The organism is Acetobacter sacchari, assembly GCF_017377715.1.
Taxonomy (GTDB): Bacteria; Pseudomonadota; Alphaproteobacteria; order Acetobacterales; family Acetobacteraceae; genus Acetobacter; species Acetobacter sacchari.
Genome location: NZ_JAFVMF010000005.1, coordinates 77949 through 102381 on the forward strand (window position 1 = coordinate 77949; position 24433 = coordinate 102381).

24 protein-coding genes are annotated in these 24433 nt (G+C 60.5%); 10 read left to right on the forward strand and 14 right to left on the reverse strand.

Annotated features, from left to right (window positions below; genetic code table 11):
• Positions 1 to 15 precede the first annotated feature (15 nt).
• Together J2D73_RS20700 and J2D73_RS20705 are read left to right on the forward strand one after the other, a co-directional pair.
• On the forward strand, positions 16 to 2742 hold the full coding sequence (locus J2D73_RS20700) for a glycoside hydrolase family 99-like domain-containing protein (RefSeq protein ID WP_341535027.1): 2727 nt from the start codon (positions 16 to 18) through the stop codon (positions 2740 to 2742).
• Positions 2743 to 2747: 5 nt separating this feature from the next.
• Positions 2748 to 3860 carry a glycosyltransferase gene (locus J2D73_RS20705; protein WP_341535028.1) on the forward strand — a complete coding sequence of 371 codons (1113 nt, stop codon included), beginning with the start codon at positions 2748 to 2750 and terminating at the stop codon, positions 3858 to 3860.
• A gap of 325 nt (positions 3861 to 4185) precedes the next feature.
• Here the strand turns inward: J2D73_RS20705 and J2D73_RS05565 are convergent, their stop codons facing one another.
• From J2D73_RS05565 to J2D73_RS05600, 8 genes are all read right to left on the reverse strand, one after another.
• Positions 4186 to 4497, reverse strand: coding sequence for a hypothetical protein (locus tag J2D73_RS05565; protein WP_207880167.1), 312 nt, complete (start codon positions 4495 to 4497; stop codon positions 4186 to 4188).
• A complete protein-coding gene (gene ccmI, locus J2D73_RS05570; protein WP_207880169.1) occupies positions 4494 to 5222 on the reverse strand; it encodes a c-type cytochrome biogenesis protein CcmI in 729 nt (242 codons plus the stop codon). The genes J2D73_RS05565 and ccmI overlap by 4 nt, the downstream gene beginning before the upstream one ends.
• A gap of 66 nt (positions 5223 to 5288) precedes the next feature.
• The gene (locus J2D73_RS05575; RefSeq protein WP_243429701.1) at positions 5289 to 5714 is read right to left on the reverse strand and encodes a cytochrome c-type biogenesis protein; all 426 of its coding nucleotides are present in this window, start codon (positions 5712 to 5714) and stop codon (positions 5289 to 5291) included.
• 50 nt (positions 5715 to 5764) lie between these two features.
• Positions 5765 to 6337 (reverse strand): redoxin domain-containing protein, encoded by a 573-nt coding sequence (locus tag J2D73_RS05580; protein ID WP_207880173.1) that lies wholly within the window; start codon positions 6335 to 6337, stop codon positions 5765 to 5767.
• Entirely contained in the window at positions 6334 to 8313 is a 1980-nt protein-coding gene (locus tag J2D73_RS05585) for a heme lyase CcmF/NrfE family subunit (RefSeq protein WP_207880175.1), read from the reverse strand. Before J2D73_RS05585 ends, J2D73_RS05580 begins: the two co-directional genes overlap by 4 nt.
• Before the next feature lie 76 nt (positions 8314 to 8389).
• A complete protein-coding gene (gene ccmE / locus J2D73_RS05590) occupies positions 8390 to 8908 on the reverse strand; it encodes a cytochrome c maturation protein CcmE (RefSeq protein WP_207880177.1) in 519 nt (172 codons plus the stop codon).
• Positions 8905 to 9090, reverse strand: coding sequence for a hypothetical protein (locus J2D73_RS05595; RefSeq protein WP_207880179.1), 186 nt, complete (start codon positions 9088 to 9090; stop codon positions 8905 to 8907). The genes ccmE and J2D73_RS05595 overlap by 4 nt, the downstream gene beginning before the upstream one ends.
• Positions 9087 to 9899 carry a heme ABC transporter permease gene (locus tag J2D73_RS05600; RefSeq protein ID WP_207880181.1) on the reverse strand — a complete coding sequence of 271 codons (813 nt, stop codon included), beginning with the start codon at positions 9897 to 9899 and terminating at the stop codon, positions 9087 to 9089. Before J2D73_RS05600 ends, J2D73_RS05595 begins: the two co-directional genes overlap by 4 nt.
• A gap of 190 nt (positions 9900 to 10089) precedes the next feature.
• Between J2D73_RS05600 and J2D73_RS05605 the strand changes: the two genes are divergently transcribed.
• Both J2D73_RS05605 and J2D73_RS05610 read left to right on the forward strand, forming a co-directional pair.
• Entirely contained in the window at positions 10090 to 10383 is a 294-nt protein-coding gene (locus J2D73_RS05605) for a YciI family protein (protein ID WP_026399218.1), read from the forward strand.
• The gene (locus J2D73_RS05610; RefSeq protein ID WP_207880183.1) at positions 10380 to 10832 is read left to right on the forward strand and encodes an EVE domain-containing protein; all 453 of its coding nucleotides are present in this window, start codon (positions 10380 to 10382) and stop codon (positions 10830 to 10832) included. The genes J2D73_RS05605 and J2D73_RS05610 overlap by 4 nt, the downstream gene beginning before the upstream one ends.
• A gap of 168 nt (positions 10833 to 11000) precedes the next feature.
• Here J2D73_RS05610 and J2D73_RS05615 read toward each other — a convergent pair whose 3' ends face one another.
• Positions 11001 to 12188 (reverse strand): ion channel, encoded by a 1188-nt coding sequence (locus J2D73_RS05615; RefSeq protein ID WP_341535029.1) that lies wholly within the window; start codon positions 12186 to 12188, stop codon positions 11001 to 11003.
• A 105-nt stretch (positions 12189 to 12293) separates the two neighbouring features.
• On the opposite strand from J2D73_RS05615, the gene guaD reads away from it, so the two are divergent.
• Together guaD and J2D73_RS05625 are read left to right on the forward strand one after the other, a co-directional pair.
• Complete coding sequence (guaD, locus tag J2D73_RS05620; protein ID WP_207880413.1) at positions 12294 to 13625, forward strand: guanine deaminase; 1332 nt, start codon at positions 12294 to 12296, stop codon at positions 13623 to 13625.
• 263 nt (positions 13626 to 13888) lie between these two features.
• On the forward strand, positions 13889 to 15502 hold the full coding sequence (locus J2D73_RS05625; protein WP_243429684.1) for a hypothetical protein: 1614 nt from the start codon (positions 13889 to 13891) through the stop codon (positions 15500 to 15502).
• A 165-nt stretch (positions 15503 to 15667) separates the two neighbouring features.
• Here the strand turns inward: J2D73_RS05625 and J2D73_RS05630 are convergent, their stop codons facing one another.
• From J2D73_RS05630 to J2D73_RS05640, 3 genes are all read right to left on the reverse strand, one after another.
• Positions 15668 to 17065: a purine-cytosine permease family protein gene (locus J2D73_RS05630; RefSeq protein WP_207880187.1), complete on the reverse strand. Its 1398-nt coding sequence runs from the start codon at positions 17063 to 17065 to the stop codon at positions 15668 to 15670.
• Positions 17066 to 17605: 540 nt separating this feature from the next.
• Positions 17606 to 18313 carry a transcriptional repressor LexA gene (lexA, locus tag J2D73_RS05635; protein WP_086643763.1) on the reverse strand — a complete coding sequence of 236 codons (708 nt, stop codon included), beginning with the start codon at positions 18311 to 18313 and terminating at the stop codon, positions 17606 to 17608.
• Between the two features lie 100 nt (positions 18314 to 18413).
• Positions 18414 to 19619, reverse strand: a complete 1206-nt coding sequence (locus J2D73_RS05640) for a molybdopterin molybdotransferase MoeA (protein ID WP_207880189.1) — start codon at positions 19617 to 19619, stop codon at positions 18414 to 18416.
• 164 nt (positions 19620 to 19783) lie between these two features.
• Between J2D73_RS05640 and rpmG the strand changes: the two genes are divergently transcribed.
• Positions 19784 to 19951 carry a 50S ribosomal protein L33 gene (gene rpmG / locus J2D73_RS05645; protein ID WP_026399226.1) on the forward strand — a complete coding sequence of 56 codons (168 nt, stop codon included), beginning with the start codon at positions 19784 to 19786 and terminating at the stop codon, positions 19949 to 19951.
• 496 nt (positions 19952 to 20447) lie between these two features.
• Here the strand turns inward: rpmG and J2D73_RS05650 are convergent, their stop codons facing one another.
• Complete coding sequence (locus J2D73_RS05650) at positions 20448 to 20777, reverse strand: FtsB family cell division protein (protein ID WP_026399227.1); 330 nt, start codon at positions 20775 to 20777, stop codon at positions 20448 to 20450.
• 331 nt (positions 20778 to 21108) lie between these two features.
• Positions 21109 to 22386 carry a phosphopyruvate hydratase gene (gene eno, locus J2D73_RS05655; protein ID WP_207880191.1) on the reverse strand — a complete coding sequence of 426 codons (1278 nt, stop codon included), beginning with the start codon at positions 22384 to 22386 and terminating at the stop codon, positions 21109 to 21111.
• A 289-nt stretch (positions 22387 to 22675) separates the two neighbouring features.
• On the opposite strand from eno, the gene J2D73_RS21005 reads away from it, so the two are divergent.
• The 3 genes from J2D73_RS21005 (at position 22676) to J2D73_RS05665 (ending at position 24413) form a co-directional block, all read left to right on the forward strand.
• A complete protein-coding gene (locus J2D73_RS21005; RefSeq protein WP_279380895.1) occupies positions 22676 to 22807 on the forward strand; it encodes a hypothetical protein in 132 nt (43 codons plus the stop codon).
• A complete protein-coding gene (locus tag J2D73_RS05660) occupies positions 22804 to 23937 on the forward strand; it encodes a glycosyltransferase family 61 protein (protein WP_207880192.1) in 1134 nt (377 codons plus the stop codon). The genes J2D73_RS21005 and J2D73_RS05660 overlap by 4 nt, the downstream gene beginning before the upstream one ends.
• A 134-nt stretch (positions 23938 to 24071) precedes the next feature.
• A complete protein-coding gene (locus tag J2D73_RS05665; RefSeq protein ID WP_207880194.1) occupies positions 24072 to 24413 on the forward strand; it encodes a hypothetical protein in 342 nt (113 codons plus the stop codon).
• Positions 24414 to 24433 lie beyond the last annotated feature (20 nt).

The following is a 24433-nucleotide window of genomic DNA, read 5'->3' on the forward strand; positions in this document are numbered from 1 at the left end:
GAAGCGGCTTGCCACGTGGACTTTAGGGAAGCTCAAATCCGCTCGGACTCAGGTCAGGACCTTGCCGACCGATCCGACATCTCGCCTCTGCGACTCATCGGGCATTCCGGCCTGTTCGACGCTCAATATTACCTCTCGTCTCACGCTGACCTGGCTGGCGTGGGAGCCGGGGCCCTGGCGCATTACCACCAATATGGCTGGCGTGAGGGACGTAAGCCGAACCCCTGCTTCGATCCGCAGGACTATCTTGCGCGATACCCGGATATCGAATGCGAGCCGCTGTTGCATTACGTGACCGTGGGGGAGGCGGAGGGACGAAGGCCGGTCGTCTGGTTCGATCCCGCTTGGTATGGCCGCACCTACCCCGTGCCCGAGGGCATGTTGCTGCTTCGGCACTATCTGCTGAACCGTCATCGCAACGACATCAGTCCGATGCCCGAATTCGACAGGGGCTTCTATCTCAAAGCCTACCCGGACGTAGCGGACGCCGGTCTGGATCCACTTGAACATTATATGATGCAGGGATTTCGCGAGGCGCGGCGACCGTTCCCCGAATTTGATCCGGCATTCTATAGGGCGAGGTATCTGGCGAATGATCCGGATGCAAACCCGTTGCTGCATTATCTTGAGCATCGCGGGGAAGAAGGCGTGCACCCGAGCATGCCGAAGGAAGAGCCGAGCATTCCCAGAGAAGTGCGTCGCCTGACGCGGCCGGGGCCACTGTTCGAGACGCGTCGCCCTCTTCCGAATTCGGCAGCCCGGCGTGCGCGCGTGCTGGCTTATTATCTTCCGCAATTTCATCATGTGGCGCGGAACGATGAATGGTGGGGAGAGGGATTTACGGAGTGGACCAACGTGGCGCGCGGATTGCCGCGCTTCGTCGGTCATTATCAACCTCGAGTGCCTCGCGATCTGGGTCATTATACGCTCGATCATCCTGACGTACTTCGTCGACAGGCGGAGATGGCCCGCGGCGCAGGGGTCGAGGGGTTCGTTTTCTATTTTTATTGGTTCAATGGCGAACGACTTCTTGAATCGCCGCTTGAGATGTTATTGGCCAATCCGGATATCGATCTTCCATTCTGCTTGATGTGGGCGAACGAAAACTGGAGCCGGAGATGGGATGGGTCGGATGACGACATTCTTATCGCGCAGGATTTCCGCGTCGAGGACGAAGCGGATCTCATTGCGTGCTTTGTTCGGCATTTCAACGATCCTCGCTATATCCATATAGGAGGCCGCCCGCTTTTGATGCTTTACCGGCCGGGCGTCGTGCCTGACTGTGTGGCAACCATAGCACGCTGGCGTCGGTTGTTCGTGGAGGCGTGTGGCGCTGATCCCATATTTGTCATGAGTCAGTCGTTCGGCGACAGTGACCCGCGCAAATTTGGAATGGATGGCGCCATAGAGTTTCCCCCGCACAAGGTCGTTGGTGGGCTTTCAACGATCAACTCAGAAATTCGCTTTCTTGACACAGACTTTACGGGACAGATTTACGATTACGAGCAGGTCGTGGATAACGCGCTGTCTATGCCGCGCTCTGACTTCCCGCTCATCCGTACGGCGGCGCCGTCATGGGATAACGATGCGCGACGACAGGGAGCCGGTCTCGTATTGCATGGTTCGACTCCAGCGCTTTTTGAACGTTGGCTATCCGGCCTCATCGAACAAGCACGTCAGACGCCATTCCACGGGGAGGCGCTGATTTGCGTCAACGCGTGGAACGAATGGGCCGAAGGCGCCTATCTCGAACCTGACCAGCATTTCGGGTCGGCGTTTCTCAACGCGACAGGCCGCGCGGTGACTGGAACGTTCGGAGCTGCGTCAGGCGTACGGATTCTTCTCGTCGGGCACGACGCTTTTCCGTCGGGCGCGCAAATGCTGCTTCTCGCCATCGGTCAGTCTCTTAAGAAAAATCACGGTGTCCAGGTGCAGTTTCTACTGCTCGGGGCTGGTGCAATGCTTCCGCAATATCGGGAGTTGGGGGAGGTCGAACTGGTCGCAGCGGATCATCCTGATCTCGCTGAACGCCTTTCTGCGATCCGTGCGAAAGGGTACGACAACGCCATAGTCAATACCTGCGCGGCTTCCGTAATGGGGAAGGCATTGGCGGCCGCGGGGATCTGCTTCATCCAACTTGTTCATGAAATGCCTGCGCTCCTGAACAACCGACGCCTGATCGGGGTTCTGTCGGAGGCGGCAAGTCTTGCGCGGCAAACAGTATTTCCCGCGGAGAGTGTTGCGCGGCAGGTGACGGCGGTGTTGCAGCAAGTCCCAAAAGCAACGGGGATTCTGCCTCAGGGATTATACAACTCTGTCGCTTTTCGTCGACTGGCGCGGGAGACCGTTCGGACGCGTCTGGGAATCGGTCCGGAGGATCGATTGATTGTCGCTGCAGGGTACGCCGATCTGCGCAAAGGTTTCGATCTGTTCCTGCAACTCTGGCGTAACACCGAAGGCGCGCGGAGAGATCAAACTCGGACTCATCTGATCTGGTTGGGCGCGATTGACGCGCAGTGCCGCGACTGGATGGCGGCGGAGATTGATTGTGCCCGGGAGAGCGGTCGGTTCCATCTGCCGGGCCACGTGTCTGACGTGCAGGACTATCTGTCTGCGGCTGACGTCTTTGCTTTGACGTCGCGCGAAGATCCGTTGCCGTCAGTTGTGATGGAGGCTTTGGTCTGCGGTTTGCGTTGCGTTGCGTTGCGTTTGAAGATTCAGGCGGTGCGCCGGAACTTATGAAACAGGTGGCGACGCGCCTGGGGATGCCGGATATCGTCGCCACGGCGCCGATGGGCGACGTCGTGCGGATGGCGCGGCACGCCACCAGGCTGGCCAACTCTGCTCTGGCGGATGGCCTGCGCGCGCGCAGCAGGATGTGCAAAAAGGTAGAAAAATTCTTCCCCTTTGATCGTTATGTAGAACGCCTGCTTCATCTCGTCGCTCCAACGCGTCGCCGGATTTCGGTTGTCGTGCTTTCGTATAATTACGCCCGCTATCTGGCTGGTCGTCTGGCGACGATTTTCGCTCAGCATTATCCTGTCTTGGAAATCATTGTTCTTGACGACGCCTCGACCGACGACAGCGTCACCGTGGCGCAAGCGACTGCGGAGGAGTGGGGCAGAAATATTCGTGTCGTCGCCAACAGAAGTGGATCGGGTTCGGTGTTCGCGCAGTGGCGCCGTGCCGCAGCGGAAGCGCGCGGAGACTGGGTATGGATCGCTGAAGCGGACGATCTGGCTGAGCCGGATTTCCTGAGACGCTTGTGCGCAGCGCTCGACGCGGCGCCAGAAGCTGTGATGGCATTTTCCGACAGCCGTGCAATCGACTCTGACGGGGGGCAGATTTTCGAATCCTACAAGCCGTACTGCGCTTCGGTCGCTGGCGATGTTCTTGATCGCGATGGCGTGCATATGGGCGCGACATTCGTTACTGAGTATCTTAGCGAACGCAATCTTATCCTTAATGCATCGTCCGTGCTCTTTCGACGTGACGCGTTGCATGACGCCTTGTCGCGATGCCGGGAACTCGAAACATTCGAAGCGGCAGGAGACTGGCGCCTTTATATCGAACTTTTGAACGCGCCGGGCGTACAGGTCGCGTATGTCGCCGAGCCGCTTAACGCCCACAGGCGCCACGAAAAATCGGTCACAGGAAAAATGGCCTGCGATAAACAGTTAGATGAAATTACACGCATTCATCATCTGGTCGGTCGAATGGCGGCGAACGTTGAGGGTGTTGGTGAAAGGCAAAGAGTATACAGAGAAGAGTTGATGGAGCGCTTCGGATTGACCGAGACGCGCGCTGCGTCGTCGAGACGGAGGAATCCCCGGAGCAAGACCGGTCGCGTCAAAGCGTGAATTTTCTGGAGGCGTCGAGCGCTGCGCTTACAGGATCTACGCTTCTGACGGGCAGGCAGGGATTTTGAGTCACGTGGATCGTGATGTTCCCGGCTTGGCCACTGTTCAAGCAGGCAGTTTTGGTTGAAAACTTCCAAAAAATGGCGGCTACTAAAAATTGCAATTGATCCAGCCGAGAGTTTTTTCTTCTGCCTACGCGTTCGTGGCGCGATATTCGATAATGGGCTGCGCCCGCAGAAATTGATTCGCAGTTGATATTTTCTGCCCAAATTTCGGCGAACGCCGTTGCTCGATCAACAGGTTCTATCTGATTGAAAAAGCGTGTTCAGTCGCTTTTTTTCTTTGGGAGCCATCGATCCCCATACCGGTTCTGCGCAAGAACGAAACCAAGAAGCGCTCCGACGGCGAGCGCCACGCCGCCAATCAGGAGATCCCCGCGCACAGCAATCACAAGACCCCCCCCGACGCCCAAACCTGCGCCGGTTCCGATCAGAGCCTCCTTCGGCGTCGCACCGAAATGCTTCTGGGCACCGCAATGTGGGCAAACTTCCGCCGTGCGCCGCATCTTTCCTCGACACACCGGACAGAGCTGCAGACCGCTCATCTCCGGCTCGCGCATTGGCAAAGGAACGTTCACGGTTGTTCCTGATCGTGCTCGCCCTGGGCGATACGTTGTTCGATGGACTCACGCCAGGGCGCGTCCTTTGGGGCGGCGTCCAGCGCACGGCGGTAAAGAGCAAGACTGTCGGCGCTGATGTGACCGTCCGCCATGGTCTGCTCTTCGGCGACTTCCGCAGCCAGTTCAGGCGCAAACCCGAGATCGAGCGCATGGCGCCATGCTTCTGCGGCGGCGGCGCTGCGTCCACGCGCAGCTTCGGCTTGTCCGAGCAGGAGGTAGCCCTGACGAAGCGTGGGGTCAGTCGGAGACATCTTGGTCAAAGCCACGCGCAGTTGATCGATCGCAGCGTTGCCTTTGGCGTCGCGCGCCTTGATCTCTGCGAGACGGGGCTTCAACGGCTGGCCCGGCATCGTTGGATGTCCACCCGTCAGATACAAGCCGATTGCGATGAATGGAATCAGCGCAAGGGCCACGATAGCGCGCGCCCGCGCAGACTTTTCCGAAATGTCCGACCGGGCGCGATCGGCCGCAAGGATGCGCCGCTGGATTTCGAGTTTCGCAATCGTGTGCTCAGCCGGAGCGATCATCCCGATCGACAGGTCGCGCTCAAGCTCGGTCAACTGGGCTTCATGCAGGGCCAAAGCCGCGCTGCGTTCATCCTGAGCACGTCCCCGGAGCCAGAAAGCGGTCGCCGCCGGAAGCAGGGCAAAAAGACTCAGGCAGCCAATGCCGATCCAGATCATGCCGCGTTTCCGCCATTTGTATTGCTGGCGGCAGTCAATGCCGATTCATCGAATTTAGGAGTCATCTCAACGCTCACGGGACAATTCTTCGAGACGCGCGCGTTCTTCGTCCGTCAACGGCGCGGCCTGCGGCTTTTTACGAAAAATCACGACGGCGCCGATAATTCCGGCGAGCAACGCCAGCGCGGGCATCCCCCAGAGAAGAAGCGTAGCCACGGTGACAGGCGGGCTGAGGCGGATGAAATCGCCATAGCGCGAAACCATCCAGGCGATGACCTGCTGCTGACTTTCGCCCTTCGCGACATGCTCACGCACGACCTTCCGCAGATCGCGGGCAAGACCGGCGCTGCTGTCTTCGATCGACTCATTCTGACAGACGAGGCAGCGAAGCTGCGATCCGATGGCCTCCGCCTGCGCTTCCTGTTTTGGATCCGGGAGCATTTCCGACGGATCGTCCACCGCCGACGCCAAAACCGGCGCGAGGAACAGCATCGCAGCCAGAGCGACGGATGCATGTCGGCCTCTCTGGAACACGAGGCGCCTCATCGCTTCGTCTGCCCAAGCGCTGCGTCGAGGGCGTTCTGCACCTCATCATTGTTCAGGCCAGCCGCGCCATGCCAGACGATCTTCCCGCCCGGAGCGATCAGGAAACTTTCCGGCACGCCGGACACGCCCCAGTCGATGGCCACGCGGCCTTCGAAATCACTGCCGATCCGCGCATAAGGGTTTCCGGCGTGGCGCAGGAAACCGGCGGCGTTGTCTGGCTTGTCCTTGTAAGCGATGCCCCAGATCGGAAGCCGATCACGTAACTTCAGCAGTTGTGGCATCTCCGCGATGCACGGGATGCACCATGAGGCGAAGAAGTTGATCAGGACCGGAGTCGTGATCGCCTGAAGGTCGTGGCTCGAGAAACCGACGCCCGGCGTCTGATCCGTTACTGCGAAGTCCGGGACAGGACGCCCCGTCGACGGCGCGTTGATGTCATGGGGGTTGAACGAACCCTTCTGCATGCCCGACAGCATGCCCCAGAATGCCGCGCCCACGACGCCAGCGCCCGCCAGAGGCAGAGCCATCATGACCCGGCGTCGGGCGAGGGAAGGACCTTCGGCGCTCATTCCGCGGCTACCGCATTGGGCGCGGGCGCGCGTCGCGGCGCCCCGACGCGCATGCGCCGATCCGAAAGAGAGAGCGCGCCGCCGAACGCCATGATCAATGCGCCAAGCCACATCCATGGCGCCAGCGGGTTGTAATGCAGACGCAACACATAGGTTGGATGAGCGTCGTCGCCATGTTTGTCGCCGATCACGCCATACAGGTCCGAGAAGCCGTTGGTGTGGATAGACACCTCGGTCGTGGTCTGGTTCTGCGCGTTGAAGCTGCGCTTGGACGGATGCATGACGGTCACCAGATGTCCGTTGCGACGGACTTCGATCGTACCGACCAGCGCCGTGTAGTTCGGGCCGGGCTCGGTCTTCACGCCGGCCAGGGTCCAGTCATATCCGGCCAGACTTTCGGTCTGGCCGACAGGCACCTCGACGATCTTGTGCTGCGCCTGAGACATGGCGGCGAGGCCCAGTGCGCTGACGCCAACGCCCGCATGGGCCAGCGCAGCGCCAAAAGCGGCGCGCGGCAGAAAGCGGGCGCGGTTGAAGCTCTGTCCCAGCGGAATGCGGAACAGGGCGACGCGGTTGGCGATATCGGTCGCGCTGGTGGCGATGACCCACACTGCGCCTGTCGCGCACAAGATTGGCAGCACGCCCGACAGGCTCCACGTAGCGACTGCAAAGGCCAGCAGCGTCGCGAGCGCTGCGATCCACAAGCGGCGCAGGACCGGCCACATCTGCGCGCGCTTCCACGGGAGCATCGGCCCGAAACCCATGAACGCAAAAAGCGGAATGGCGAGGGGAATGGTCGCTGCGTCGAAAAACGGCTTGCCGACCGAAATCGTTTTGCCGAACAGCAGGGACATGAACGGCGGATACATCGTGCCCGTCAGCACCACGGCGCATATCGAACACAGCAGGATATTGTTCAGCACAAGAAGTCCCTCTCGCGACACCGGCGAGAACAGGCCGCCTGCCGTCAGGGACGGCGCGCGCCACGCGAACAGCGCCAGCGATCCGCCAATGACCAGCCCAAGCAACCCGAGGATAAAGATGCCGCGTGCAGGATCGTTGGCGAAGGCGTGAACCGAATTCAGGATTCCGGAACGCACGAGGAACGTCCCGGAAAGCGAGAACGAGAACGTCGCGATGGCCAGCAGGACGGTCCAGATTTTCAGCGCCTCGCGCTTTTCCACAACGATCGCCGAATGCATCAGCGCCGTGCCTGACAGCCACGGGATGAGGGACGCGTTTTCCACCGGATCCCAGAACCAGTAGCCGCCCCAGCCAAGCACGTAATAGGACCACCACGACCCCAGGGCGATGCCGCAGGTCAGGAACGCCCAGGCTGCGACTGCCCATGGTCGGACCCAACGCCCCCAGGCGGCGTCGACGCGCCCTTCTATCAGCGCTGCGATGGCGAAAGCGAAGGGCACCGCAAAGCCCACATAGCCCGTGTAGAGAATGGGCGGATGGAACGCGAGGCCGGGATCCTGAAGCAGAGGATTCATGCCCTGCCCGTCAAGAGGGGCGGGCCACACGCGGTCGAACGGATCGGATGTGGTGAGGCAGAAGAGCTCGAACCCCGCCGCGACGCCGCCAAGGACGGCGAGCACCCGCGCGCGCAGGGCGGCTGGAAGATTGCGCCCGAAAGCCGCGACCGCCGCGCCGCACAGTCCGAGAATCAGCGCCCACAGAAGGATCGAGCCTTCATGGTTTCCCCAAACCCCGGTGATTTTATAGAGCAGCGGCTTGGTGACGGCGCTGTTTTCCAGAATGTTAGCGACGGAGAAATCGTCGCTGATCGCGGCGTCGATAAGGCAGAGGAACGAAGCGCCTAGCGCAATGACCTGCCCGAGCGCTAGGCCGGGAGCCATCGTCATCAGCCTTCGATCTCGGCGCTGGGCGCCTATCAGCGGCAGGATGGTCTGTGCGAAGGCGAAAGCGCAGGCGAGCGCAAGGGCGAAATGGCCGAGTTCGGGGCTCACGCAACGTTCCTATTATCTTGAATCGGCGCGCTTCGGGGAGCGCGCGGCATAAGGCCGCAGAAGAAAGTCGCCACGATCAACTGCCGCGAGAAGACGTCTTCGCGTCTTTGGCTGTCATGGCGTTCCAGCTTGCAGCATTTGGCGGCGGGCCGAATTTGGGGTCCCATTTGCCGGACTTCTGCAACTCTTCAGCCACTTCCTTGGGCATATAGGTTTCGTCATGCTTGGCGAGAACCTCCGAGGCGGCGAAACCGCCGCTAGGCGTCATCGACCCGACGGCCACGACGCTCTGCCCTTCCCGGAACAGGTCGGGGAGGATGCCTTCGAACTGCACCGTCACGGCGGCCTGCCCGTCGGTCACCTCAAAGCTGTTCACCGGCGTTTCGCCATGCCGTTCCCGGTGCACCGATCCGGCGACAACCATCCCGCCGAGGCGAATGGTGCGGTCGGCCGGGGGCACCTTCGCGGCGACCTGCGACGGCGTCATGAAGAACACGATGTTAGAGGAGAACGCCGAGAGCGTTAGTCCGGCGGCGGCTCCAAGCCCAGCAACGCAGGCGATGACCAGCCAGAGTCGGCGTGTCTTGCGTTTCATGCGCTGACTCCGGCGCGACCTGTCCCTGTCTGACCGTCCACGGGCTGTCGCCCGCGTGCGGCTTCAAGCGTGGCAAGGCGCGCACGGTCGCGACGCAGGCGCAGCGCAGCGCCGATCGACAGATAAAGCGCCAGCCCGCTGGCCAGCCCATAAGCAGCCAGAATGTATGGAAGATGCGTCATACGGCCAACTCCTGCGCGCCAGATTCAGCGAGAGTGGCGTTAACCGACGTTCCGCGGCGCGGACTGGTGAGCAGACTACGGATGCGATGCTCCATTACACCAGCGCGCAGGCGGGCGACGACGATTGCGGCGAATCCGAACGTGAACCCAAGCGTCGAGACGAGCAGGGGCCAGAGCATGGCGTGCGACATCGTAGGGGCGCCGGTCAGGGTGATGCTGTCGGGCTGATGCAGGGTGTTCCACCATTGTACGCTGAATTTGATGATCGGCAGATCCACCGCACCGGCAAGCGCCAGAATCGCCGCAGCGCGATAACCCCGTTGCGGATCGTCGAAAGCGCGGATCAGCGCGATATGGCCGAGATAGAGGAAGAACAACACCAGCACGGAAGTCAGGCGCGCGTCCCAAACCCACCATGTGCCCCACATGGGTTTGCCCCAGAGCGAACCTGTGGCGAGGCATGTAGCGGTTACGCATGCCCCGACCGGACCAATCTCCACCGCGGCCAGATCGGCCAGAGGATGCCGCCATACCAGGGAAAGCACCGCGCAAACTGCAAGCGCGGCGTATCCCGAAGACGCCAGCCACGCGCACGGCACATGCACATACATGATACGTACCGAATCGCCCTGCTGCCAGTCGGCGGGCGAGAAGAACAGGCCCCAGCCGAGACCGCACAGCGTCAGCAAAATCGCGGGCCATGTGAGCCACGGTTGCAGCGTTGCGCCCAGCTTCAGAAAGCGTCCGGGATTGGCGTAGCGATGAAAAAGGGCGCCGGCGCGATCCATGAATGTCGGGGAAGCGTTCAAGATCTGTCTGTGTCCTGATCGAAGAGACGGCGTCCGGTTACGTCGTCGCGTCTACATGGGATCGCGCCAGAGCGCGGAAAAGGCCCCACCGCAAATGGCGGGGCGCACGTTCCTACACTATCATGACGACGTTGACACGGGCCACCCGACTCATGGGTGGCTCTCCTCTTGCACACGACCGGAGCCCGCCATGCTGTTCACCATTGTCTGCACTGACAAACCCGGAGCGTTCGAAACTCGGTCAGCCACTCGCGAAAGCCATCTTGCTTACCTGCAGACCTATGTCGATCGCATTCAATTCGCCGGTCCGCTGTTCAATCATGACGGACGGGCTTGCGGCAGCCTGCTGATCGTCGATGTGGAGGACCGCGCCGCCGCAGAAGGATTCGCGGCGAGTGATCCGTATGCAAAGGTCGACCTGTTCGAAAGCGTCGTCATTCGTCCCACGCGCGCGGTGTTTCGCGACGGAGCTCTCGCGGAATGAGCAGGGAGCCCGACGCGTTGGCGCGTCAGTACTGGCTGGTGAAGTCGGAGCCCGACGCGTTTTCCTGGGACGAGCAGGTGGCCAACGATGTCGAGCCGTGGACCGGGGTGCGCAATCATCAGGCCAAGAAAAACCTCGCCGCGATGAAGAAGGGTGATCTGGCCTTCTTCTACCACTCGAATGAAGGGCGGGAGATCGTCGGCGTCGTGGAAATTGCTCGGGAGGCGTATCCAGATCCTTCCGCAGAGGCTGGACCATGGGTCTGCGTCGATGTGAAGACTGTTGGGCCGATGCCGCGGGCGGTGACTCTTGCAGAAATGAAGGCGGACGAGGCTCTGGCCGATCTGGCGTTGATCAGGCAGTCACGCCTTTCGGTCGTTCCGGTGTCGCCCGAACACTGGACGCATATCTGCGTACTTGGAGGCTGGAAAGGCACAGCTTCACGTTGACGTGAGGCGCGCCGGTCTTACGCAGTCGCCTCCCGTTCAGCCGGCACGCTGGCTGAACGGAAAAGCAGACAATGGTCTGCTGCGGGCAGTCGCTGTTCCTTAATCTTTCGAGAAATTCTTATCCCCTCGACGGGCCGCTGGCTCCGCCATCAAGGAAGAACCGCGCGCTCATTCGGGGGCGGGGGCGTGCGCTTCGGTGTCGTGAAAACGAGAGAAATCCACGGCGATGCGTCCTGTCGGATTGCTGCGGACCATGTCGACGAAACGATGATTGATGAGGATCTGATCGACTCTGTAGGCTGTGCGGGCGAAAACGGACTGGCCAGTCGCTTCGTCCGTGCCGGTTACAGTGACAATGATTTCGGCTTCGTCCTCCGCCAGCGCCGCAAGGCTGTGTCGGGTCAACGGGCTGTCGGCGTCGATCACGTGCGCGATGACGAAGGCGAAACGCAGCACGGGAACATGCGCCTGCACCAGTTGCAGGGGATGGAACTCCCGCACCAGATGCCCGTCCGCAGTTTGCCTGAGTAGCGATAGCGCGATTTCAGCGTCCACTGAGAGAATCATGCTGCGACGTTGATTGGCCACTCGGACGCAGAGCGCCGACACCTTGTTCTCATCCGAGATAACGGCGTTCCTGCCAAACATGAGTCTTGCGCGCGGGCGCGCGAAACGGGCGAACACCAGCCCCGTCGCCAGGGCGTTCACCATCATGCCCACCAGCACCTCTACGGAAACGATGGCGTTCGCCACAGGGCCAACCGGCGCCATGACGCCGTAGCCGACCGTGGAAAGCGTCTGCACACTGAAGAAGAACAGATCGAGCAGACTGAGCGGGTGGGGCGACGAGATTTGAGAGACTGCGAGTTCGTAGAGCGCAGCAAAAATCAGATTGGCGGCGAGATATCCGCACAGGCTGCTGAAGAGGAACTGTGGCCAACTGGCGGTCAGCGCGTGGTGATAGACGTCCGACCAGAACGAATCCTTCAGGCCAATCCGCAGGACGTCGTCATGCCCCTTCTCCTCAAGGGCGTGCGCACGAAAGCGCCGGGCGGCTTCTTGCGACGTGATCGTGGGGCGCGGCCGCCTTTGACGGAGCTTCGCACGGTCGACCTCTGTCCCCGTATCGCTCGTCCCGCTTTTCGCGGTCACGTAGGGCCGGTTCAACCTCCGCCATAACTTCTTCATGCGTTCGCCTTCGCGTGAGCGCCGTCCTCCAGGAAAGGGCCGTGCGCAGATCGCATTAAGGCAAGGCTCCGCGCGCACGACCACGCGGCTTTCTGCATGGTTGCCCGGCGTGCACATTGCCGACATCGCAACGAGCGGCGACACTCGCAAAGACGACATGAGCCGCACGGCGGCAGGCTGCTCCTTCTGGCAGGAGGAGCGGTCTGATGGCGAGGCGCCAAAGCGTAGCCCTGCGACGCATAACGCAATGATTGAAAGAGAGCCCTGATCGTGATGTCACCCGCATCCTGCGCCGCCATACGAGGGCGCGCCATTACGTTTCGGGCCAATCCGTTCGAAGTCCCGCCGTCAGATAGTCTGCTGGTCGAAGACGACGCGTTGATCGTCATGAAGGATGGACGGATTTCGACTTTTGGCGCGTATGACGTGGTGAAGGCCGCGCTGCCTGAGGGTGTGACGCCTGTTCATTATAAGGACTGCCTTATTTCGGCGGGCTTTATCGACACCCACGTTCACTATCCTCAGTTGCCGGTCATCGCGGCGTGGGGCGAGCAGTTGCTGCAGTGGCTGGAGACTTACGTATTTCCCGCCGAGGCCGCTTTCGCTGACGAGGCGGTGGCCCGCGACACGGCGAAACACTTTCTGGCGGAACTGATGCGATGCGGCACGACGACGGCGGCCGTCTATTGCACATCCCACCCGCAGTCGGTCGAAGCGTTCTTTGCAGAAGCGGAGCAGCTCGGGGCGCGCATGATCGCTGGAAAGGTGTTGATGGATCGAAACGCGCCGGATGCGCTGCGCGACACCGTGCAGCGGGGATACGACGAATCCTCGGCGCTGATCGATCGTTGGCATGGCAATGGGCGGCAACTTTACGCCGTGACCCCGCGCTTCGCCATCACCAGCACGCCGGAGCAGCTTGAGGCGGCGGGAGATCTGCTTCGTCGCGACGCAAGCATCTTCATGCAGACCCATCTTGCGGAGAACCTGACCGAGGTGGACGCGGTCAGGCGCCTTTTTCCGGATCGGCGTTCTTATCTCGATGTTTATGATCACGCGGGGCTGGTGCGGCCGCGAAGCGTGTTCGGTCACGCCATTCATGTGGAGGAGGCCGAGTTGTGCCGCTGCCACGAAACCGGAGCGGCGCTCTCTCATTGCCCGTCGTCGAATCTCTTTCTTGGCAGCGGCGCTTTTCGTCTTTTTGATGCTCTGGATTCAAAAAGACCTGTCAGGGTCGGTCTGGGATCTGACGTAGGTGCTGGAACGTCTCTTTCCCAACTGCGAACGATGGGGGAGGCTTACAAGGTCGCGCAGATGACGGGACGGCGTCTGCACGTCGCGCAAGCGTTATGGCTGGCGACTGCCGGCGCAGCACGATCCCTCGAACTGGATGATCGTATTGGCGTCATCGCGCCGGGGATGGAGGCGGACCTGTGCGTGCTTGATCCGAACGCCACACCGTTGTTGCAATATCGCGCTTCGCGCTGCGAAAGTCTTGAAGACCTGTTGTTCGCTTTGACCATCCTCGGGGACGACCGTTGCATTCGCGCCACATGGGTTGGAGGAGCGTGTGTGCACAATCTGGAGTGTGACGGCGGTCAGTGATTACGATCCTTTTGAAAACAAAAGATTTTAACAAACTTTGTCATATAGTTGTCATATTACTGTCATGGAACCTTATTTAGACTTGGTCTCGCCCCGGCTCCTAAGAACCGCATCGGTCTTGCCACTAACAGGAATCCCCGATGCCGGAGCCGTTATTTTTTGCAAAACGCAAAAGCGTTTTGCTGTTGAGCAGCGCGCTCGTACTGACGCAGTTTGGTTTTGGTCGCGATGCGCATGCTCAGGCGGCGTCACAGATCGACGTCATGGAAAAGCAAATTCGTCTTCTTCAGGTACAACTGAAGGAAATGAAGGTGCAGCAGGTTCACCGTGATCACGAAGTTGCGGAGGCTCGAGAGAACGCGAAGCAGGCCCGTATGGCCGCAGAAGGCAATCCGTATGCCATGCGTCGCGCATATATCAATAGCAATGGCGCGCCGGGTCTGGACACTCCGCCGCCCTATATGACAGCGGAAACGCCTTACAGCACAGCTTATGGCCGGGTGTCCGGCGTTCCTTCGGGCCATGGAATTGCGAAGGCTCCCATATTCCACAAGGGCCAGTTTAATATCGGTCCCGTGACGATCACACTCGGCGGATTCCTGGAATCTGCAGGCATTTTCCGCACAAGAAACGAGACCGCGGACATCAGCTCCAATTTCGGCGCCATCCCGTGGGGCAACTCGCCCAACGCGCATATCAATGAGTATCACCAGACAGAGCGTCAGAGCCGTTTCGCGGCGCTGGTGGCGGCCAACGTTTCCAAAGACGTCCGTGTCTCGGCTTATACCGAGCTTGATTTCCAGGGGGCCGGCTCGTCCTCCAACTCGCGCCAGAGTAACAGCTACGTGCTTCGTTCACGTCTGTTCTACGGCGCAATTGAGGATACTGCTGACGATTTCTACATCAGCGGCGGCCAGATGTGGTCTCTCGCGACAATGTTCAAGCATGGTATGGGCCTACGCGACGAACAGATTCCGCTGGTCATCGACGCGCAATACGTGCCGGGCTTCACCTGGTTGCGTAATACCGGCGTTCGAGCGGTTAAGGGTTTTGATCACGGAAAATATCATATCGGTGTAGAAATCTCGAATCCGCAAGCGGTCATTAACGCAGGCAGCGGCGGCACTTATATTCCAAAAGGTGCTTTAAGTGTCACCGACAACAACAGCGGTGGCCAAGTTTACAACTCCGACACCACCTATTCGACGGACGTCGCGCCCGACTTTGTCATCAAGGGAACCGCGGATCCAAAATTCGGCCATTTCGAAGCGTTCGGTCTTGGCCGCTTCCTGCATGATCGCGTGAGCTATCTAGGCAGAGGCGATAGCCACACGAAATTTGCTGGCGGCGGCGGCGGCGGAATGGTCATTCCGATCATCAAGAACAAGTTCGACTTCCAGGCGTCCGGTCTTGCCGGGGTTGGGATTGGTCGTTACGGAACTTCGAATCTGCCCGATTATACTCTGAACTCCAGGGGGGCACCTGCTCCGCTTCCGGAAGCGCAGGTTCTGGTCGGACTGATCGGCCATCCGACGAAGTCGATCGATCTGTATGCCTATGGCGGCATGGAGCAGATCCTGAACCGCAGCTCGTTCAATGCAGGCGGCAAATCCTATGGCTACGGAAATCCGAACTACAACGTAACCGGTTGCGATACCGAAGGCGCAGCTTCGGGCCTCTGTCAGGCGAGCATCAAGCGTGTTGCGCAGGGTACGGTCGGGTTCTGGTGGCGTTACCTGAAGGGTGATTATGGCACGGTGCAGCTTGGCGCCCAGTACTCCTACACGAACGTCGCGGCCTTCCGTGGTGTGGGTGGCACGCCGCACACCGACGACAACATGATCTTCTTCTCGATGCGTTACCTGCCCTTCCAATAAGAAACGCACGGGCGGTCGAACTGCGATCCACATAGGGCGTCGCAGCTCAACCGGATCAGGCTTTGAAAATTGCTTCGTAAGAAGGGCGCATGATTTCGCGATCATGCGTCCTTCTTTTATTCGCGGGGGACTCTAGATTTTGTGACTTCCGCAGTGCGGCTGAGGTCACACGTTGCGGCGCGTGCGCCGGGCGCCGCCGAGCGTCGATAGAACCCAGTAAATGGCGCCCGGAACGACGATTCCCGCGATCCAGGATATGTCGACGCCGCCAAGCGACCGAGCGGCGGCGCCGGTGTAAAGCGCGTTCGAGACAAAAGGTATTTGCGCAAATATTCCAAGACCGTAGCAAACGACTGCGGGACCGTTCACCAGCCCATATATGCCGCCATCCTCCTTGAAAAGAGACGGAATGTCGTAGTCGCCGTGGCGGACGAGATAATAGTCGACCAGATTTATGGCGGTCCACGGGGAAAGAACGGCCAGAAGAAGTTCTATAAAATCATTGATGATATCGAGAATGTCACCGCGGAGCGAGATCGTCGTCGCGACTGATGCGGCAAGCAGAATGGCTGAGCATACGGCCCGGCTGCGGTGGGTCGGGCGCCAATTCGGCCGAAATGTGTGCACGAACGTCATCATCGACAAGGCTGCGCAGTAAATCTGCATTGTACAACATATAAGTGTTGAGATAACGATGACGATCAGCAACGCAAGTGATACGGCGGATGATATGCCGTTCAACTCGGCGTAGAAGGACGCGGACGCTGCGGTGCTCCCGATATAGGCGCCAATCAGCGTTGGTGCCGCAGTTCCCAGAGTGCTGCCGGTCAGGCACGACCAGAATGCAGTTCTTTCGCCAGTATGGGCGGGTAAGTAGCGAGAGTAATCTGACACGTAGGGTGCGTAGGCGATCTGCCACAGCACGCCGATCGAAAGGGCTGCGACGAAATCGCGAAGCGTAGGTATGGCGAAAAGCGGCTCAACCGGCGTGGCATGCAGCCCAAAGGCGTAATACGCGGCAAGCAAAATGAAGCTGGTCGCCGCTACATAGGTGTATCCGATGGTGAAACGCTCGATCAGCCCATGTCCTACGGCACAGAGAATGAAGATTATTAACGCCGAGAGGATGACGGGCCACTGCTGGTCTGACAGGCCCAAAGCCAGATTGGTCTGGTCTCGGCCGATCGCCAGTATGGTCGCGGTGAAGCCGACATACATGAGAATAACCACAGCAACGATCAGCAATGCGCCCCACGCGCCGAACTGACCGCGAGTCTGTTGCATCTGCGGAACCCCGAGATGAGGCCCCTGAGCCGCGTGCAGAGCCATGAACACGCCGCCGACGCCATTGCCCGCCAGAATTGCGACAGCCGCCCAAAGAAGGGAGAGATGCAGAACCTTGCAGTAGATCATGCCTGTCATGATCGCGAGGATGTTCTGGTTGGCGCCGACCCACATCAGGCACAGGCTGCGTGCGTCGCCATGCCGTTTGTCCGCAGGCACGGGAAATATCGTTTCTGATTCGATGAACGTCGTTGTCGCTTCCTGTGAGGTTGTGCTCATCGGCGAAAGGCCTCGCTTTTTGAAGCGTTAGCTGGATGGGACGGCGTCTTTGGCGCTGTGAGAATATTCAGCGTCGTCCTCGGGTGGGTCGAAGGGGCGCGAGTATATGTTGGCTTGTTGCCGGGCGTCGTTGGGGGCGGTCGATGGACGCCTGGAGCGGTCCATGCGAGCGATGAGGATCCAGACTCATTGATGGATTTTGGCTGCGACAGGCGATATGTGACGGCGTAATTCGGCATGTTGTATAGACTTCCCGATGCAACCACTGAGCCGCGAGAAAGACACGTGGCGGATGCTATCGGAAGGCTGACATTTTCGTAACGGTCACGCAAGATTCTGCTGCCGACACAAGCGTCCGTCATCGCCAATATCGGTAAGATCGCGGCGCACGTTCGGGTGGTGTGGTCTATACAAGATCGCGCCAGCGTCTGATGGGACCCAGGCGCTCTTCAACCCGAACTATATCTGGCGGGCTGGTCTTTAGCCCTGCAGCGCGGCCAGTCTGACCGCTCTATAGAGCTTGCGTTAGTCAGAGGCGCGTTAGTTGTAGCTACGGAGCAACCCAACAAGACGTCCCTGAATGCGTAGGCGCTCGGCGGGGACGATCCGCGTCTCGTAGGCAGGATTCGCTGCTTCCAGCGCGATTGCGGCGCCGCGTTTGCGCAAGCGCTTCAACGTCACTTCGGCCTCATCGATCAAAGCGACGACGATCTGCCCGGTCTCGGCCGTGTCCGCTTTTCGGATGATCACGGTGTCTCCGTCGAGAATCCCGGCTTCGATCATCGAATCGCCTGCTACTTCGAGCGCGTAATGCTCTCCCTGACCCAGCAGAGCGAGCGGTACGGCGACGTGTGTTCCATTGTCGCGCAGGGCTTCGATGGGCAAACCTGCCGCAATCCGACCATAGAGCGGCAGATTGAGCGATCCGGCTTCGTCCGCTGTCCGCACGCCTGCAAGACGGTGGGAAAAATCACCTTTGATAACGTTGAGAGCCTGCGGAGAAGGGGCGGCTCCAAGCTGCTCGGATTCGCCTCCTGCGGGCAGACGAAGGATTTCCAGCGCGCGGGCGCGGTTGTGCCGACGCTGCAAAAACCCGCGCTCTTCCAACGCGGAGATCAGACGGTGCACGCCAGACTTGGATTTGAGGCCGAGCGCCTCTTTCATCTCGTCAAAAGACGGCGAGAAACCCGTCTGCTTGAGGTGCGAATCGATGAAGAGCAGCAATTCGTGCTGCTTACGGGTCAACATCAACTCATCTCCTCTCGCGGAATATGTTCGCGAATGTCCAGTCTTTGTTCTACATAAGTTCCTGTTTCCGGTCAATAACCTGACGTCACATCACGCAGGATCAGTCCGGCATTCTTCCAAACCGGATGATGTCGCAGGCTTCGCCCCGGTTTGCGGCAGGGGCGTGAACGGGGCGCAGCACAAGAGCGTCGCACGCCGCCAGAGGCGCAAGCATCCCCGAATCCTGTTTAGCAAACGGCGTAGCCCACAAAACACCCTCTTCATCGCGCGAGAGTGTGGCGCGGAGATGGTCGAAACGGCCGTCGTTGGCGTTGAGATCGATCGCAAGCCGCGCTTTCTCTCGCGGTTCTTCGATCACGCTCTGACCCGACATGGAACGCAAGGCGGGCAGGGCGAACACGACGCTGCAAACAAAAGCCGCAACGGGATTGCCCGGGAGGCCGATGACAGGCGTCCCGCGCAGGCGCCCGAACATCAGCGGTTTGCCGGGGCGCATGGCGATTTTCCAGAAATCGACATCCAGGCCTGATTGCCCCAGCGCATCCTTCACCAGATCATAGGCGCCGACGCTGGCGCCGCCTACGGTCAGGATGAGATCATGACACTCCAGTCCTTGAGTCGCGCGTCGGATGTCCTCGACGGTGTCCCGAGCGGGCGGAATCATGACTGGCTCGGCGCCCGCTTCCCGCAACAGGGCCGCGAGCATCGGCGCCACCGAACCGATGATGCCGCCCGGTGGCACGGCTTCCCCCGGCAGCGCAATTTCATCGCCGGTGCTGACGATGGCCACGCGAGGCCTGCGCCGGACGGTCACCCACGGCACGTTGGCCGCCGCCGCCACACCGACATCTCGTGCCGTCATCCTGCGTCCAGCAGGAACCACGACCTGTCCTTCGGCGAAATCCTGTCCTTCCGGTCTTATGAAAGCGCCGGAGCAGGGCTCCGCATTGACCGTTATGGAGTTCTCCTTCCGGGACACGTTCTCCTGTATCAGCACCGCGTCTGCGCCGGAGGGGATCACGCTGCCGGTGAACAGGCGAACGCATTCGCCCGGACCGACCTGCCTGGACGTCGGGTGCCCGGCAGGCGCCTCGGCGACAATTCGAAGAACGGCGCCGACCCGGGCGTCGGCGGCCCTAACGGCGTAACCATCCATCGCGGAAACGTCGGCGGGCGGATTCGACATACGTCCGATCACGGGCGTCGCCGTGACTCGGCCAGCAGCGTCAGCTATTGAAACGGTCTCGAGACCGAGCAAAGGAAGGGATGACAGGACGCGCGCACGCGCTTCTGAGAGCTCGATCATGACGTTTGCGGCCTTTTTTCACGTTCCAAAGGGGCGCAGGACGCATAGAAAGCTTGACCTTCTGGCCCCAGATGAGCAATTTGCGCCGACTTTGAACCACAGCCGCGATCAGGGGTGCAAATCCAGACCTGCGGCGAACACTCGACCCCCTGAGGATTAGACCCATGGCGAAGACCAACGTTATTCAGATCCGGCTCGTCTCCACGGCCGACACCGGGTATTTCTATGTGACCCGCAAGAACGCGCGCGCGCAGACGGGCAAGCTCGAACTGAAGAAGTATGACCCCGTTGCGCGCAAGCACGTTGTGTTTCGCGAAGCGAAGATCAAATAAGGCTGGTTTTACCACCTTTCGGAAGCCGTCTCTCCCTTGGAGAGGCGGCTTTTTTTATGCCGTCATTTTTTTCTATCGTTCCTCGGCGGGCGCGATCCGCGCGCAGAAGAATCGTCCCTGAGCACGCGTTCGATTGCGGTAAAGCGGATAAGGGAACGAAGGCCCCCGTTTGTGCGTGCGGAGGAAGTGGCCGACCCGTCTGAGGCGGATTGGTCTGTATCTGGCGCCTGAACCCGGCGCGACGCTGCTGCGTTCCCGGGCGCGTGGTTTTGGGGAACGGGGGCCTGTCTGTCTTTCGCGATACGGCCCGGTAACTGGCCGTTGGCGGAGCGGGCGTCGGTTAGAGGGTGCGACCAAGATCGAACGTCGGCGATCGAACGCCCGGGATCTGGACCCAGCGGTCAAGCGTCGAGATCAAGCGCGCCCTGAATCGAACGCCAGCAATGGCAATCAAGGAATAAGCGGCAGAGGATCGAGAACCAGCGATCGAAATAGCTTAGAACAACTGGTCATGCCGATCGTAAGGAACGACGATGTCGTTGGGATGCGCCAGATTGAGCATGGCGCGCGAACGCTCGTCCAGCGTGTCGGCGTTCAGGGCGCCTTCGCTCAAACCTGCAACGCGTCGCCGCCATGCGGCCTGCTCCTGCGTGGCGTCTTTCTGGGACTGTCTGGCGTCATCCAGCAGGCGCAGCTGGTCATGATAGGAGTGAAGGCCATGAGCGCCCTGCGTCGCCTGCCAGCCGAAATAACCGGCGAGCGCTAGGAACAGGGCAGGGGGCACGACTGCATTCAGCGTGCGTCTGATAAACCTGCCAGCCTGCATACGCGTCACTTCCTTCCCGGCGAAATCGCCCGTGTCTGAATCCTGACTGTGGCGCACCGCACCAGCTGCGCCAATACTCTTAACAGCGTATTTGCTGACGTCGGCTGATTACGAGACGCCGTAGTGCTTCAATCAAGCGTTTACGCGGGGACGAAGTCGATCATGAAGAACCGTGTGATCAGCTTATCAGGCGTTTTTGTTTTCTTAGTGACCAATTCGCAACAGATCTGGGGCTTTCTGCGGCACAGGAAGACGCGCCGCTTTCAGCCTGAGGCGCCTTGAGGCCGGGCGTTTCAGTCCAGTCTCAAGGCGCGAGGGGCTCTTAAACCCCTCAGCTCTTCAGAATCGTGCGGCCAGCATAGGACGCTGCCGTCGCCAGTTCCTGCTCAATGCGGATGAGCTGGTTGTACTTCGCCGTGCGGTCGGAACGGGAGAGCGAGCCCGTCTTGATCTGGCCGCAATTGGTGGCGACCGCGAGATCGGCGATCGTGGCGTCTTCGGTTTCGCCCGAACGATGGCTCATGACACTGGTGTAGCCCGCGCGATGGGCCATCTCGACGGCGGCCAGCGTCTCCGTCAGAGTGCCGATCTGGTTCACCTTCACCAGCAGCGCGTTGCCGAGACCGGCTTCGATGCCACGACGCAGGCGGTCAGGGTTCGTCACGAACAGATCGTCGCCGACCAGCTGCACTTTCTCGCCAAGGGCGGCGGTGAGCAGCGCCCAGCCTTCCCAGTCGTCTTCGGCCAGGCCGTCTTCGATAGAGACGATGGGGTAGCGGCTGGCCAAGGACTCGAGGTAGGCGACCGCGCCGCCGGCGTCGAGGGTCTTGCCTTCGCCTTCCATGACGTATTTGCCGTCTTTGAAATACTCGGTCGCGGCGCAGTCGAGTGCGAAGGTGACGTCTTCGCCGGGGCGATATCCAGCGGCTTCGACGGCGCGCGTAATGTAGGCTAATGCCTCATCAGCCGAACGCAGGTTGGGTGCGAACCCGCCCTCGTCGCCGACATTGGTGCCGTGACCAGCAGCCGAGAGCGCCTTCTTGAGCTGCGCGAAAATCTCCGAACCCCAGCGGATCGCGTCAGCAACAGTCGGCGCGCCGACCGGCTGGATCATGAATTCCTGGATGTCGATCGGATTGTCGGCGTGCTGGCCGCCATTGATGATGTTCATCATCGGAACCGGCAGCGTGTGGGCGAACGGGCCGCCGATATAACGATAGAGCGGCAGCTCCAGCTCATTCGCGGAAGCGCGGGCGACGGCGAGAGAGACGCCGAGAATGGCATTGGCGCCGAGGCGACCTTTGTTCGGTGTGCCGTCGAGATCGATCATCGCGTTGTCGATGTCGATCTGGTCCTGCGACTCAGCGCCCTGCAGGGTCGGGAAAATCTCGGTCTCGACGTTCTCGCAGGCCTTGAGCACGCCCTTGCCGCCGTAACGCGACTTGTCCCCGTCACGCAGCTCGACGGCTTCATGCGCGCCTGTCGAGGCGCCGGAGGGAACTGCGGCGCGACCGGTGGCGCCGGAGGCCAGCTCGACTTCGACTTCTACTGTGGGATTGCCTCGGCTATCGAGAATTTCCCGGGCGATGATATCGACGATGGCGCTCATGGATTGACTCCGGCGTTGGTTTTCGTTCGGCCGCGCCGCCCTGCTCGGGCGGCGACCAGACGATCCGCTAGAGCACGCCCAATGGGCGTGTTGTCAACAGGCGATTGGCGCCGCTGGAACCGGGCCGAAGAGGCGTTCGGACGCGTCGCGGACGAAGCGTCGGCGAGCAGGCGTCAGTTGATACGGCTGCCTGAACGGAGTGAGCTGAGGCTTCGATGTGGCAGGGTGCGGAGATGATAATTCTGTGACGCGCCTGTGAGCGACCTGCGAGAGGGGGAAGCCTAGGTGCGTGGAAAATGAGCCATCGTGGATGGCGATTGCGGTTCTGGTCAGAAATATCGACCCTCATGAAGCCTGGGGTGAAGTCGCCGGACGGGGCGGCTTCACCGATGGACGCACTACAGGAAATTTTCGAAAATGAGCGAGACCGTGACGCTTCACTCGAGCCACACAGCATCGCCATCGGCTGTGCCGGTGCGTTTCGCCGCACTCATGCAACAGCGGCTGTCGCCATTGCGCGATTTTGTGGCCATTCCCGATAGCTCTGCACAGGGCTTCCCTCCGTTGCGGTTCGGGGAGCAAAGCCTCGCCCTTTTCAGAGTGACGGACGACTGGTTGCGCGCGCCGCCGACGCCTGTTCAGGCATGGAAGCTGGATATGGAGGATGTCGTCGTTCGCTCGGCGAGTGGCGTGATCGGTGACGGACGCTCGCTGGTGGTCGAAGATACACTCGATCATACGACGCCCGAGGCGGACGGGTATGAAATTCGGCGCGACGGCGCGATCAGTCTTGGAGCCCCGACGGAGCGACTGGCAGGGCGCTGGCTAAGCCTGCTCCTCGGAAATTCGGATAATTACTTTCACTTTGTCTTGATGAATCTCGCGCGGCTGTTTGCAATCGACGCAAAGGACACGCGAGTTCTGTCGGGCGTACTGGTTCCAAAGACGCGGTTCGACTGGCAACGCGAATGGATAGAGGACGTCTTGGCGGCGGCTGGACTGTCGGGGCTATCGCGCCAGGTTATGAGCGGCGCAAATTGCGTTTCCATCGAACGGTTGTTGCTGCCGTGGGGTGCGGTCGACGCCCGCGGCTACTGTCATCCGGGCGCGGCGGCGTTCATCGCTGGAAGCGACGGTCCTGAATCCGGCGATGTGGCAGTCGGCGACCGGATTTACGTCGACCGGCGGGGAAGCGCGATCCGTCCTTTGGAGAACGAGGATGAGCTGGCGCAGGCGCTTGCCGATCGTGGTTTCGCCACCGTCCAGCTGGAACGCATGAGCGTCGCCGAGCAAAGGGCGTGCTTCGCACGTGCGGCGGTGATCGTCGCTCCTCACGGCGCGGGACTGACCAACCTTGTATTTTGTCGACCGGGAGCGCGCGTTATCGAGGTCATGCCTCATACGTTGCTGAACTGGTGTTACCGGCGGCTCGCAGCGATACGAGGACTGGATTACGACTGTGTCTTGAGCCGAAGCGGCGGCAGGACTGCGCCGGAGGCGACTGTTTCAGCGCATCGGGTTGCGGTCGATCATGTGCTTGCGTGCCTGTGAGCCGGTATGCCACGCGCCATGGTCCGGTCATTGACGAAACCGCGACGTGATTGCGGGCGTTCGTCAGTAAACGCGTTGCCGGATGAGGTCCGGGAATTTGACCAGTCCGGATTTCGACAGGAAGGAGCGTCGTCATGAACCAGCACGCGCATGGACAGTTTCTTCGCGAATTCGAGGCCAGAGAACGCCGCATCGAATTATTGCTGCAACGCCTTCCAGACAGGATCCGGGGATATGTCCGCTGGTTACGACGTCCTGAGTCGCGATGGGCGAGGCTTCCGGCGGGGGTGTTTCTGATTCTGGGTGGTTGCCTCGCGGTGCTGCCGGTGTTCGGGCTCTGGATGCTGCCGCTGGGGATTTTTATTCTGGCTGAGGACGTGCCTGCCCTCCGCCGGCTGACCGACCGGGCGCTCGTCTGGGTCGAGGAGCGGCGCCCTCACTGGATGGGGCTTCCGCGCGCTACATCCTCACGTTGACGCAGTTCTCAAGCGTCAGA